Genomic DNA, 13208 nt, shown 5'->3' with positions numbered 1-13208 from the left:
TATATAAATATATGTGAAATAAAGCGTTACCTTTTACAGGTAGCGTTTTTTAGTTTTCCATATATGGACGTATTTGTATATCGCATGAGACAATTAGAGACATTATGCGGCGCAATGTATATGATTTCTCATGCTTTCACCTTAAAAAATCATATTCTAAAATGGATAGTTGAATTCGGGAAAAGGCGTAGAATGTAATCAACGAAAGGAATTAAGGTCTTCGATAAAGCGTGCGCTGAAGTCCTTGATAAAGATAGTAATGAAGTCCTTTTAGGAGGTTTACGATGAGTACGAAAGAACAACAAGTGCAAGAGATGACAGATGTCATGGCAAAATTCATTGCTTATATGGCAAAAAAATTACCAGATGATGTGGAAGCAAAAATTAAAGAACTCGCAGCAGATGAAAAAAATCCGTTAGCGAAAACAATTTATGAAACAATGCATAAAAATATGGATTTGGCTTATGAGTTAAATCGTCCATCCTGCCAGGATACAGGCGTTTTACAGTTTTGGGTGAAGGTCGGTTCTAATTATCCATTGATTGGAGAATTAGAAGAAATCTTGCGTGAAGCTACATATAAAGCGACCCAAGATGCTCCATTGCGTCACAATTGTGTAGAAACCTTTGATGAGTTTAATACGGGAAAGAACATTGGCCGTACAGCACCTTATATAACATGGGACATCATTCCTGATCGTGATGATGTGGAAATCTTTCCATATATGGCCGGGGGCGGGTGCTCCTTACCTGGATCAGGGAAGACCTTGATGCCGGGTGAAGGTTACGAAGGTGTTGCTAAATTTGTATTGGATTTAATGACAAGCTATGGCCTTAATGCATGTCCTCCACTGCTCGTCGGCGTCGGTATTGCCACATCGATCGATACAGCGGCGACGATGTCTAAAAAAGCATTGATGCGGCCCGTATCCTCTAAAGCGGAAAATGAAAAAGCGGCATATATGGAACAACTGCTTGAAGACGGAATTAATGCATTGCATCTTGGGCCACAAGGCATGGGCGGTGATAAATCCGTTATGGGCGTAAACATCGAGCATGGCTCCCGCCATCCATCCGTAATCTCCGTAGCTGTAAACGTCGGCTGCTGGAACCATCGCCGCGGTCATATGGTATTTGATAAAGACGGTAAGTACGAAATTTTATCTCACAAAGGAGTGACATTCTAATGGCTAAGCATATTTTGACAACACCGATTCAGGCATCTGATCTTGAGGGGATTAAAGCGGGGGATATTATTTACTTAAATGGTCACATCACAACGTGCCGTGATGTCGCTCATCGACGTCTCGTTGAATATGGTCGCGAGTTACCTGTAGATGTTCGTAACGGTGCCATCTTACATGCAGGTCCGATTGTGCGTGATCATGGTGATGATAAATTTGAAATGATTTCTGTAGGACCTACTACGTCCATGCGTATGGAAAAATTCGAGTACGAATTTGTAAAACAGACAGGTGTACGTCTCATTGTCGGCAAAGGCGGTATGGGTCCGGAAACTGCCCGTGCATGTAAGGACTTTGGTGCTCTTCACTGTGTATTCCCGGCCGGTAATGCGGTGCTTGCGGCTACAGAGGTAGAGGAAATTGAATCTGCTAACTGGCGTGAACTTGGTATGCCGGAAACATTATGGACTTGTCGCGTAAAGGAATTTGGCCCTCTCATCGTGTCTATCGATGCGGAAGGAAATAACTACTTTGAAAATAAAAAGGTAGAATACAATGCAAAGAAAGATGAAGTATTGGAAGAGATTTATAAGCACGTAAGCTTTATTAAATAAAATATTTCGTTGCGGATTTTGTTCAACTGAATAGGGGGATTATACATGGATTGTACAATCCTCCTTTTTTGTACTTATTTTTGGTTGTTACACGTATTGGGAGGTTTATATGGATACGAGTGTAATGATAACGCTTGGCTTTTTAGTATTCGCCATCGTCATGTTTGCATGGGAGAAAATCCCGTTGTCAATTACTGCTATGATTGTAGCTGTTGGATTACATTTGAGCGGTGTTTTATCTGCCAAAGATGCATTTGCAGGCTTTGTAGATCAAAATGTATTGCTCTTTATGGGGATGTTCATTATTGGTGCAGCTTTTTTTGAAACCGGTGTTGCTGTAGAGGTAGGGAATGTAGTTAATAAATTTGCAAAGACAGAGACATCTCTGCTTGTAGCGGTTATGATGATCACCGGCATTATGTCAGGCTTTCTATCCAATACAGGGACTGCGGCAGTTTTAATTCCCGTTATTATCGGTATTTGTAAAAAGAGTGGCTTTAAGCAAACGAAATTATTGATGCCGTTGGTATTTGCAGCTGCTATGGGCGGTAATATTTCTCTTATCGGTGCGCCTGGTAATATGATTGCTCAATCAGGCTTGCAACAAGCTGGGTTGGGGGCCTTTGGTTTCTTTGATTATGGACTTGTAGGATTGCCAATGCTCATAATTGGTACTATATTCTATGCGACTATCGGCAAACGGTTCTTGCCTGATGCACCAAGTCATAAACCTGACGGTGCTTTTGAAGGTAATGATGACTATAGCCATGTACCGTCTTGGAAAAAGTGGGCGGCTGCGATTGTTTTAATCTTAACCATTGCAGCTATGATTTTTGAAAAACAATTAGGTGTTAAATTGTATGTCAGCGCTTGGATAGGTGCTCTTGTACTTGTAGCGACTAATGTTATCAGTGAAACGGCTGCTGTAAAATCCATTGATATGAAAACCATAATGCTATTTGCCGGCTCTATGGCGTTGGGCGATGCGATGGTTAAGACCGGAACCGGTGCGGTGATTGCCGATATTATTGTTAACAGTCTAGGAGCAAGTCCATCTCCAATTATTGTGTTAATCGTTTTATTCGTGTTGGGTGTGTTTATGACTAATTTTATGTCTAATACGGCAACATGTGCATTATTAGTACCTATTGGACTAAGTTTAGCTTCTCAACTTGGGTTTGATCCAAAGGCGGTATTAGCCGCTATCGTTATTGCCAGCTCGTTAGCATATGCGACACCAATCGGTATGCCTGCAAATACGATGGTATATAATATTGCCGGCTATAGTTTTGTGGATTATGTGAAAGCCGGATTACCGCTTATACTCGTTTCTAGCATTGTGGCACTTATTTTACTACCTTTATTATTCCCTTTTTAATGTTTAAAAACTACATAATATTAATAATGAGCCAACGAGCCCTCATGTTTTGAACATGAGGGCTTTTAAAATGTTGATTATGAAGAAAAATTCATTTTTGAAATGCAAATTAGGTAATTTACATTATAAGTCTTTGTTTATATACTAGACGAGTATGACTCTACAATGAAAGGAAAATTCTCATGGATTACAGTATTATGGTCACATTGGGATTCCTAGTATTTGCCATCGTAATGTTTGCGATGGAGCGAATCCCGTTGTCCATTACAGCTATGATTGTGGCTGTCGGCTTACATTTTGCCGGTGTATTGACTGCAGCAGAAGCATTCAAAGGCTTTGTTGACTCTAATGTCATTTTATTTATGGCGATGTTTATTATTGGTGCTGCCTTCTTTGAAACAGGTGTAGCCGTTGACGTAGGTAACATTGTAAATAAATTTGCTAAAAATGAAACAATTCTTATTATTGCTATTATGATGCTTACAGGTATCATGTCAGGGTTCTTGTCCAATACAGGCACTGCGGCTGTTATGATTCCTGTTGTTATCGGTATCTGTAAAAAGGGCGGCTTCAACCAGACTAAATTCTTGATGCCAATCGTTTTTGCCGCTGCTATGGGCGGGAATATCTCTATGATCGGTTCCCCGGGTAATATGATCGCTAACTCCAACTTGCAGGAAGCGGGGCTCGGATCCTTCGATTTCTTCGCATACGGTGAAGTAGGCTTACCGATGCTAATCGTAGGTACTCTTTTCTACGCGTTCATCGGTAAACGGTTCTTGCCGGAAGTGCCGACTCGTGAACCGGATGCAAATTATCAGAAGAACGCTGATTTCAGTCATGTTCCAGCTTGGAAAAAATGGACTGCCGGCCTGGTGCTTGTGTTGACGATTGCGGCTATGATTTTTGAAAAACAGATCGGCGTATCCTTGGCTGTCAGCGCCTGGGTAGGTGCTCTTGTTATCGTAGCGACCGGTGTTATTACGGAAACAGAAGCTGTTAAATCCATCGACATGAAGACGATCCTTTTATTCGCGGGATCGTTGGCGCTCGGTACAGCGATGGTTAAATCCGGCACAGGTGCATTCATTGCAAACCTTATCGTTGATGGTTTAGGGGAAACTCCAAATCCATTGGCTTTGTTGGCGGTATTATTCTTCTTGTCCGTATTTATGACAAACTTTATGTCCAATACGGCGGACGTTGCGTTGTTGGCACCGATCGGCTTGTCGTTGGCATCTCAATTGGGCTTCGACCCTAAGGCAATCCTCGTAGCCATCGTTATTTCCAGTTCTCTTGCATATGCGACACCAATCGGTATGCCGGCGAATACAATGGTTTATAACGTAGCCGGATATAGCTTTAAGGACTTTGTGAAAGCAGGCTTACCATTGATTTTGGTATCCGCTGTTGTGTCCTTAATTCTATTGCCTATTTTATTCCCGTTTAACCCATAATTATATAATGTAAGTCATACGACCCCCGTCATTTGTGACGGGGTTTCCTTTTTATAATCTCTATATTATAAATTTGAATCTTTCATGTGACATCGAATCGCTTTTGTATGTCTTGTGAAAGTACCGGCGTGAGGTGATACATCAGTCGACAGACACCGGAGGTTATAGATAGGATTTATTTTAGTAGAGATTTATATTAGACATTACTCATACTTTCACATATAATAGTATTATTAGCGTACAAAGATACATTCACAGTGGACAATTATATGAAATATTGTTGTGAAGTGCATGAATCGTAAAGGTATATTTAGTTCATTGGATTCTATAAAGATTAAAGCATAGGTATGTCAGATAGAGTGGTAATGCTGAATGGTATGGAGGAGAAATTATGTTAAGCGACATTGAAATTGCCCAACAAAGTAAGATGGAAAAAATTCAGGCCATAGCTGGTAAGTGCGGTCTTACCGCTGATGACATTGAACAATATGGCCATTATAAGGCGAAAATCTCTTTTGACGCCATTCGTCGACTTGAGTCGAAACCGGACGGAAAGCTTGTTCTCGTGACGGCTATCACACCGACGCCGGCGGGGGAAGGCAAGTCCACGACGAGCATCGGTCTTGTACAGGGATTACAAAAAATCGGTAAAAATGCGATTGCTACGTTGCGCGAACCGTCGTTAGGACCTGTATTCGGTATCAAAGGCGGTGCGGCAGGCGGCGGTTATGCACAGGTTGTACCTATGGATGACATCAATCTGCATTTTACCGGTGATATGCATGCTATTACAGCGGCAAACAATTTGTTGTCCGCTATGATTGACAATCATATTCATCAAGGTAATGAACTGCAAATCGATTTGCGTCAACTGTCCTGGACGCGTGTTCTCGATATGAATGATCGGGCGCTACGCAATGTAACGGTCGCTCTTGGTGGAAAGGTGTGCGGATTTCCGCGGGAAGATCATTTTATGATTACCGTTGCCTCTGAAATCATGGCGATTTTATGTCTCGCAAAGGATTTAGAGGATTTAAAAGAACGGTTTGGACACATTGTTATCGGCTGCAATTTGTCGGGAGACCCCGTATATGTTCATCAATTAGGTTGTCAGGGCGCAATGGCACTATTGATGAAGGACGCTATCAAACCGAACCTTGTACAAACCTTGGAGCATACGCCGGCCATTGTTCACGGCGGACCGTTTGCGAATATTGCACATGGGTGTAATTCCATAGTAGCGACGAAGTTAGGCCTCAAATTGGGGGATATCGTTGTTACGGAGGCCGGTTTCGGTGCTGACTTGGGGGCGGAAAAATTCCTCGATATTAAATGCCGCTATGGTAATATTTTTCCGGATACGATTGTTATCGTTGCCACTTTGCGGGCATTAAAGATGCATGGCGGAGTACCGAAACAAGAGTTGAGTACGGAAAATGTGGAGGCTGTAATAAAAGGTTTCAGTAACTTACGTAAAGCCATCGAAAATATGCGCTTTTTCAATGTTCCTGTGCTAGTGGCCATCAATAAATTTGCCAGCGATACGGATGCGGAGATTGCGGAACTCAAACACTTATGTGAAGAATTCGGCGTCCCTGTAGAACTCAATGAATGTTGGGAAAAGGGTGGTAACGGCGGAGTCGATATGGCGAAGAAGGTCGTAGAATTATTGGACGGGACTAAACCAAGTCCTAAATTTGTATATGATTTAGAGGATTCCTTAGAAGAAAAAGTCGGTAAAATAGTACGTACCATTTATGGTGGCGATGGTGTCATCTTTACGGATAAGGCGAAAAAACAAATTAAGCAGCTTGCCGATTGGGGCCTTGATCGATTGCCCGTATGTATGGCAAAGACTCAGTACTCTTTATCGGATAATCCGGCACTTTTAGGGGCACCGACCGGTTTTTCTATTACCGTATCGGATATTCGCGTTGCCAATGGTGCGGGCTTTATTGTATGCCGCACCGGAGATGTAATGGTCATGCCGGGACTGCCTAAACGGCCGGCAGCGCTTAATATGGATATTGAGGCGGACGGAACGATTAAAGGTTTGTATTGAGATAGAGGCGATTATGAAATTAGTGGAGCAAAGTGTTATTGATTTCGTGGGTGCTACGGCATCTAAGGAACCGACACCCGGCGGTGGTGCGATTGCGGCTCTAACGGCTGCAACCGGTGCAGCATTGGCTGAAATGGTGGCTAATTTGACAGTTAATAAAAAAGGCTACGAAGATGTGCAGTCGGATATGGAATATCTGCGCGTTCAAGCCGAGGCGGTACGTGAACGCATGCTCGTTTTAGCACAGGCCGATGCGGATGTATTTAATGTATTTATGAATGCCTTGGGCTTACCGAAAGGTACGGATGAAGAAAAGGCTGAACGGACGGCAGCGATTCAAAAAGCGTATAAGGATGCGGCTAAGGTTCCCTTTGAAATCGGAAATGTGGCGGCCAAGATTTTTGAGCTTGCGGAACTTGCGGTGCGTAAGGGAAATCAGAATCTTATTACCGACGGTATTATCGCGGCTATCAATGCACGGGCTGCGGTAAAGGCGGCATTTCTTAATGTGCGGATTAATTTGTCGGGCATCAAAGATACAGCTTATGTGACTGAATTAGAGTCACAGATGGAACGTATTGAATCGAATCTCGATGCGAAAGAAGCTGCTATTGTGGATTTATATAAATAGATTGTTTCACCGTTAAATAAATGATTGTTTATACGAATAGATAGAATTTGAATATTATAATCTTGATAATTGCATAATGTTCGGTAAATATTGAAAAAGGAAGTCCGTGGTAGAATAAATTACCACGGATTTCCTTTTTATATTGTTAAAATCCGAACAATCATGTAAAATAAACAGGTAATATTTATGGTTTTACATAGGAGATAATTATGACGGAGCATGAACAAATCAATACAGTGGATACCATGTTGCCGATTCCGAAGCTGTTTGCTTTTGGGCTGCAACATGTGTTGGCTATGTACGCTGGTGCCGTGGCGGTGCCGATTATTGTTGCACAGGCGATGAATTTGCCCATGGAGGATTTAATTCGGCTTATTACCGCTGACTTGTTTACCTGCGGCATTGCAACACTGATCCAAACGTTAGGCTTTGGGAATGTAGGGGGACGTATTCCCATGATTCAAGGTGTCACCTTTGCTTCTGTCGGTCCTATGGCCATGATCGGTGCACAGCACGGTATGCCGGCCATTTATGGAGCTATCATCTTAGCGGGGCTATTTACATTTCTGGTTGCGCCATTCTTTAGCCGTTTCATTCGTCTATTTCCTCCTGTTGTGACCGGGACCATTATCACCCTTATCGGTATTAACTTGATGCCTGTGGCCATTAACTGGATGGGGGGCGGCGCGGGTAGCCCTGATTTCGGTAGTTATACCAACATTGGCCTCGGCTTTATTACGTTTTTGATCGTAGTATTTGTGTATAAGTTTGCTACAGGCTTTCTCGGGAATCTGTCTGTATTAATCGGACTGATTGCAGGTACTGCGATTGCCTTTGCGATGGGCGTAGCAAGTTTTGAAGAAGTAGGACGGTCCCAATGGGTGGCGTTTATTGAACCTTTTTATTTCGGATTACCTACTTTTGACTGGGCTTCTGTGATTTCGATGATTGTCGTTATGCTCGTGGTCATGGTTGAAACAACCGGCGATAGTATTGCAATCGGTGAAATCGTAGATAAAAAGATCGGTCGAAAAGAGTTGGCCTCCATTATTCGGGCTGACGGCGTTTCAACAGTGATCGGCGGCGTTCTAAACAGCTTTCCTTATACGGCATTTGCTCAAAATGTAGGCCTTATTGCCGTAACAGGTGTTAAAAGCCGATTTGTAGTCGCTACATCCGGTATTATTCTAATCCTATTAGGTATGTTCCCTAAATTGGCGGCCGTTGTTGCCAGTATTCCGAATGCGGTGCTCGGAGGTGCCGGTATTGCGATGTTCGGTATGATTATCGCCAGCGGCATACGATCTCTTGGTAAGGTCAGCTTTGATGGCAATCACAATTTGATGCTCGTTGCCATCAGTATCGGTGTAGCCATGATTCCAATTGCGGCTCCGACATTTTATATGAATTTCCCTGCATGGGCGCAAATTATTTTACAATCCGGTATTACCTTCGGCAGCATTACAGCTATCTTATTGAATTTATTGCTCAATGGAGTTAATCACGGTGATGAGTTCCAGACAATGGGGCGTCGGTAATTGTCGTGCCATAGAAGAACCTTGTTTTATGAACTGTCCCTCCAGAATTTGGACACAATTTCTGGAGGGACAGTCCGTTATATGAGTGAGTTTTTTGTATGCAGGATTAGCCTTATATATCCGAAATAGGCCGAATGAATCCCCGATTTAATTGGAACAGCAAATAGATTAGTGATTTAAATCACAGGGGATTTGTATGAATATTATGTTATAATAAACAGATAAATGTAGAACTGTTTTGTGAAAGCTTTCACAAAAGAAATAGTGCAAGAAAAATTTTGATAGATTAATATTTATATAAAGTTATGTATTGATGTATTCCCATAAGAAGGGAAGGAGCACATGGCAGAAGGAAAAATTATTGCTATCTCTATCAGTGAGAGAAAAGGGCAAAAGAAACACAATATCGAATCGGCGAATCTCATCGTGGATCATGGTATGGAAGGGGATGCACATGCGGGAAACTGGCATCGTCAAATCAGTTTACTCGGCATCGCCAGCATCGATCATATGCGTGAACAAGGGGCGGATGTACACCCCGGAGATTTTGCGGAAAATATTACCGTTGAAGGCATGGTCCTCTATGAATTGGCTGTAGGAACGCATCTTAAGCTTGGTGACGAGACTGTGTTGGAGGTTACTCAAATCGGTAAGGAATGTCATCAAGGCTGTGAAATCATGAAACAGGTCGGTTCCTGTATTATGCCCACACAGGGGATTTTTGGGAAGGTACTTAAAAACGGTACGATTCGCGTCGGTGATGATGTATCGATTATTAAATAATAAATGTTAGTAAACGAGGTGGATTATGAAAGACGCATGGGGCCGTACCATTGAATATGTACGTCTGTCGCTGACAGATGCGTGTAATTTTTGTTGTCCCTATTGCCGGCCATCAGAGATTACGCCTCAAAGTCAAACTCAGTTGTTATCGGTCGATGAATGGATGTTTATTCTCGGTGCTTTTTATCGAATCGGTGTGAAAGCGGTACGCCTTACCGGCGGAGAACCGCTATTATACCCTCACATTGAGAACTTGTTGAGTCGAATTAAAAGCAGTGGTTGGTTTGAAGATATCTCCATGACCACCAATGGCAGTTTGCTGGCTTCACGGGCACAGAAGTTGAGAAAACTCGGATTACATCGTGTCAATATCAGTTTGGATTCCTTGGAAAGTGACGCATTTGCCGTTTGTGTAGGCAAAGAAGGGCAGTTGGATTCCGTTCTGAACGGTATCCGAAGTGCTATAGATGCAAACTTTAAATCCGTTAAAATTAATACCGTATTGTCCCGGCACTGGTCGGATGATGAAGTCCGATCTTTATTACAGTATGTTGAAAAATGGCCTGTTGTATGGCGTTTTATCGAATATATGCCGTTTCAGGGGGATGCTTTTCATGGACCGACATTTGATGAGTGGAAGTCCCAGCTAGAACGCGTTGTCGGAGGCGCTCTTGTAGAGGCGCATTCTGTATACGGCTTCGGCCCGGCTACGTATTTCAGCTTGCCGAGCGGTAAAAATATAGGATTTATATTTTCTATGTCCCATAGCTATTGCGATTCCTGCAACCGTGTACGCCTTACATCGGACGGGCAAATGAGACTCTGCCTCCTGCGTGATGACGAAGCTGATTTGGTGTCCCTTGTGCGCAACGGTATTTCGGAAGCAGCACTGGCGGATCACATCGAACGAGCTTTACAACGTAAACAGGAACGCCATGGCGGTATTACTATGGAACAGCCGGAGCGCCCTATGTGGCGCATTGGAGGGTAGTATGGGATTTTTTGATTTCTTGAAACCTCGATCCAAAACATTTGTTGAAGAATGTTGGCCCGGTGGTAAGATGTTACAAGTCCATATGGAGTATGATACACAAAAAGAAGTGTTTACCTATATGGGACGATATGGTTTGCAGTTCAGTGTGCTTAAGGCGAAGTTGACGAATGTAATCGTGAAAGAAGTGAGCCGCACCCACAGTGTATTGCAGATGTACAGCGATTCGGAATGCGTCGGAACTACCGATGTGATTCCTACCAAATCGTGTAATATTATAAAAGACTGGATGTTACAGTATTGATATATTTTAATATGCTATTTTATGGGAAGGAGTCTAATATATTCTTTACATTCCCATAAAATAGTCATATAATATATTTTGTTATGGACCACTAGCTCAGCTGGCAGAGCACCTGACTCTTAATCAGGGTGTCCAGGGTTCGAACCCCTGGTGGTCCACCATATTAAAAGAGAACTCACATGAACATGCGGGTTCTTTTTTTATTTATGAGATTAAATTTGCAACACCTTTTGTCCTATAATTCTTAAACTTGTAACAGCTTTTGCTCTATACCCTAGTTTGATATCCTTGATTTTAAGTGTGCAGTTGGAGATTTACGTGTGCGGTACGATCAGATGGAATATATTGAAGCCACAAAAATATAAGTAATCTTGATACATTGGATGCTATCACAGAAGAAGAAATATAATGTCACAGATATGGGGATTATTATTGTCGATGCATATCTAAATATGGTTCCGAAAAATAGAAAGCGCTCCTTTTGGGGTGCTTTTATGCTATAATAAAACTTATTAGATTCCATAGAATGTAGTCCGTTTATAGATGAGGTATTTCATGAATTATACTAGCACCCGCGGTACAGTTGCGGTAAATGAAACCTATGCGTTGTTACATGGCTTGGCAGAGGACGGAGGCTTATATGTGCCTTCTTTATTCCCTGTTAACTGCTTGACATACGATGATGTGAAAGATAAAAGCTATCAAGAGGTAGCGGCTGTTGTATTGGCGAAACTATTTCCGTGCTTCTCCGAAGCTCATTTGAAGGATATGATTCATTCCGCCTACAGCGATGCGAATTTCAACACACGAGATATTGCGCCGCTTCATTCCCTATTGGGAAAAGTATCCGTACTGGAACTGTTCCATGGACGTACGCAAGCCTTCAAAGACATGGCGTTGTCTCTTTTCCCATATCTGTTGGTAGCTGCAAAAGAAGCGGAAGGTGAACAGAAGGAAGTACTCATCTTGACCGCCACATCCGGTGATACGGGCAAAGCGGCATTGGAAGGTTTTAAAGATGTGCCGGGTACTCATATTCAAGTATTCTATCCGACGGACGGTGTCAGCCCTATGCAGGCGGAACAGATGCAGAAACAGGAGGGGGCAAATGTCAATGTGACGGCTATTCGTGGTAATTTTGATGATGCTCAGCAATTCTTAAAGCGCTTATTCGTAGATAAAGAGACGGCACGAGAGGTGGCGGAAAAGGGCGTTATGTTCTCCAGCGCTAACTCCATCAATATCGGGCGTTTGGCGCCGCAGGTGGTGTATTATGTCAATGCCTATGCTGAACTTGTGGCGCAAGGCGCAATCCATGAGGATGAAGCGTTTAATGTCGTGGTACCGACCGGTAATTTCGGTAATATTCTGGCTGCATATTATGCGAAAAAAATGGGGATTCCTATCGGTAAATTAATCTGCGCATCCAATCAGAATAATGTGCTCACCGAATTCTTTGAAACCGGCACATATGATATGAATCGTCCGTTCTATACGACTATTTCTCCGTCGATGGATATTCTTGAATCCTCGAACTTTGAACGTTTCTTATACTATATTTCCGGCGAGGATTGTGAAAGAACGGCGGGGTGGATGAAAGATCTTAAAGCGACGGGTAAATTATCTGTTAACGAAGAGGAATTCAAACGGGTTAAGGCGACTTTTTCCGGCGCTTATGTAGATGACGAAGAAACGAAGGCGATTATCGAACAGGTTTATAACTCCTATGGTTATGTGATGGATCCGCATACGGCCGTAGCTATGGGTGCATACATGAAGGAATTGGAAAAACATCCTGAAGACGGTGCTCGCCATACGATTATCGCGTCCACGGCGCATCCGTTCAAATTCCCTACAGCGATTTGTGAGGCTTTGGATATCAAGGCGGGGGCGACTCCGTATGAAAGCTTGCATAATATCTCCGCTGTGACAGGCGTGGGATTCCCTAAACAACTGGAGGCGTTACAGTCTAAAGCATTACGCTTTACAAAAGCGATTGATAAAGAGAATATGAAACAGGAGATTTTAGATTTTGTAGATACATTCTCTAAATAATATGATGCCGCCTTTCCGAGGAAGGGCGGTATATCTGTATATTTAGCTGGGCGTTTACTAGTAATCAATCTGGCTATCCAACTGAGTAATTAACTGAACTATCCATTTAATTAGCTACCTGACTATTTAGTATATGCAATATGGATTGTCAGCTTTATAGATTTATCGATCATTTATAGAACGATGGATTCAGAATTACATGGGGAGAAAC

11 protein-coding genes and 1 tRNA gene are annotated in these 13208 nt (G+C 42.6%); all 12 read left to right on the top strand.

Going from position 1 to position 13208, the window contains the following annotated elements; genetic code table 11:
* The first annotated feature begins 284 nt into the window (after positions 1 to 284).
* The 12 genes from ttdA to thrC all read left to right on the top strand — a co-directional run bounded on the left by ttdA (position 285) and on the right by thrC (position 12997).
* Positions 285 to 1187 carry a L(+)-tartrate dehydratase subunit alpha gene (ttdA, locus tag CKV62_RS06760; RefSeq protein ID WP_095066277.1) on the top strand — a complete coding sequence of 301 codons (903 nt, stop codon included), beginning with the start codon at positions 285 to 287 and terminating at the stop codon, positions 1185 to 1187.
* Positions 1187 to 1798, top strand: coding sequence for a L(+)-tartrate dehydratase subunit beta (gene ttdB / locus CKV62_RS06755; RefSeq protein WP_095066276.1), 612 nt, complete (start codon positions 1187 to 1189; stop codon positions 1796 to 1798). Before ttdA ends, ttdB begins: the two co-directional genes overlap by 1 nt.
* 109 nt (positions 1799 to 1907) lie before the next feature.
* A complete protein-coding gene (locus CKV62_RS06750; protein WP_095066275.1) occupies positions 1908 to 3176 on the top strand; it encodes an SLC13 family permease in 1269 nt (422 codons plus the stop codon).
* A gap of 182 nt (positions 3177 to 3358) precedes the next feature.
* Entirely contained in the window at positions 3359 to 4633 is a 1275-nt protein-coding gene (locus tag CKV62_RS06745) for an SLC13 family permease (RefSeq protein WP_095066274.1), read from the top strand.
* A 391-nt stretch (positions 4634 to 5024) separates the two neighbouring features.
* Positions 5025 to 6695, top strand: a complete 1671-nt coding sequence (locus CKV62_RS06740) for a formate--tetrahydrofolate ligase (RefSeq protein ID WP_095066273.1) — start codon at positions 5025 to 5027, stop codon at positions 6693 to 6695.
* A 13-nt stretch (positions 6696 to 6708) separates the two neighbouring features.
* A complete protein-coding gene (locus CKV62_RS06735; protein ID WP_095066272.1) occupies positions 6709 to 7326 on the top strand; it encodes a cyclodeaminase/cyclohydrolase family protein in 618 nt (205 codons plus the stop codon).
* Positions 7327 to 7535: 209 nt separating this feature from the next.
* Positions 7536 to 8864, top strand: a complete 1329-nt coding sequence (locus tag CKV62_RS06730) for a nucleobase:cation symporter-2 family protein (protein WP_095066271.1) — start codon at positions 7536 to 7538, stop codon at positions 8862 to 8864.
* A gap of 342 nt (positions 8865 to 9206) precedes the next feature.
* Positions 9207 to 9647 carry an MOSC domain-containing protein gene (locus CKV62_RS06725; RefSeq protein ID WP_095066270.1) on the top strand — a complete coding sequence of 147 codons (441 nt, stop codon included), beginning with the start codon at positions 9207 to 9209 and terminating at the stop codon, positions 9645 to 9647.
* A gap of 25 nt (positions 9648 to 9672) precedes the next feature.
* A complete protein-coding gene (moaA, locus tag CKV62_RS06720) occupies positions 9673 to 10638 on the top strand; it encodes a GTP 3',8-cyclase MoaA (protein WP_095066269.1) in 966 nt (321 codons plus the stop codon).
* A gap of 1 nt (position 10639) precedes the next feature.
* Positions 10640 to 10942 carry a hypothetical protein gene (locus CKV62_RS06715; RefSeq protein ID WP_095066268.1) on the top strand — a complete coding sequence of 101 codons (303 nt, stop codon included), beginning with the start codon at positions 10640 to 10642 and terminating at the stop codon, positions 10940 to 10942.
* A gap of 85 nt (positions 10943 to 11027) precedes the next feature.
* A tRNA-Lys gene (locus tag CKV62_RS06710) sits at positions 11028 to 11103 on the top strand.
* 394 nt (positions 11104 to 11497) lie between these two features.
* Positions 11498 to 12997: a threonine synthase gene (gene thrC / locus CKV62_RS06705; RefSeq protein ID WP_095066267.1), complete on the top strand. Its 1500-nt coding sequence runs from the start codon at positions 11498 to 11500 to the stop codon at positions 12995 to 12997.
* Positions 12998 to 13208: the final 211 nt, after the last annotated feature.

Origin of the sequence: Veillonella rodentium (assembly GCF_900187285.1) — a bacterium.
GTDB lineage: Bacteria > Bacillota > Negativicutes > Veillonellales > Veillonellaceae > Veillonella > Veillonella rodentium.
The sequence above is the reverse complement of the archived record's forward strand: the minus strand, read 5'-3'. Positions and strand labels throughout refer to the sequence as shown.

Bases quoted from the DNA above. Each gene is read 5' to 3' on its own strand.
- CKV62_RS06715 (WP_095066268.1), top strand. From the start codon at position 10,640: ATGGGATTTTTTGATTTCTTGAAACCTCGATCCAAAACATTTGTTGAA.
- CKV62_RS06725 (WP_095066270.1), top strand. From the start codon at position 9,207: ATGGCAGAAGGAAAAATTATTGCTATCTCTATCAGTGAGAGAAAAGGG.
- CKV62_RS06750 (WP_095066275.1), top strand. From the start codon at position 1,908: ATGGATACGAGTGTAATGATAACGCTTGGCTTTTTAGTATTCGCCATC.
- moaA (WP_095066269.1), top strand. From the start codon at position 9,673: ATGAAAGACGCATGGGGCCGTACCATTGAATATGTACGTCTGTCGCTG.
- ttdB (WP_095066276.1), top strand. From the start codon at position 1,187: ATGGCTAAGCATATTTTGACAACACCGATTCAGGCATCTGATCTTGAG.
- ttdA (WP_095066277.1), top strand. From the start codon at position 285: ATGAGTACGAAAGAACAACAAGTGCAAGAGATGACAGATGTCATGGCA.
- CKV62_RS06730 (WP_095066271.1), top strand. From the start codon at position 7,536: ATGACGGAGCATGAACAAATCAATACAGTGGATACCATGTTGCCGATT.
- CKV62_RS06740 (WP_095066273.1), top strand. From the start codon at position 5,025: ATGTTAAGCGACATTGAAATTGCCCAACAAAGTAAGATGGAAAAAATT.
- thrC (WP_095066267.1), top strand. From the start codon at position 11,498: ATGAATTATACTAGCACCCGCGGTACAGTTGCGGTAAATGAAACCTAT.
- CKV62_RS06735 (WP_095066272.1), top strand. From the start codon at position 6,709: ATGAAATTAGTGGAGCAAAGTGTTATTGATTTCGTGGGTGCTACGGCA.
- CKV62_RS06745 (WP_095066274.1), top strand. From the start codon at position 3,359: ATGGATTACAGTATTATGGTCACATTGGGATTCCTAGTATTTGCCATC.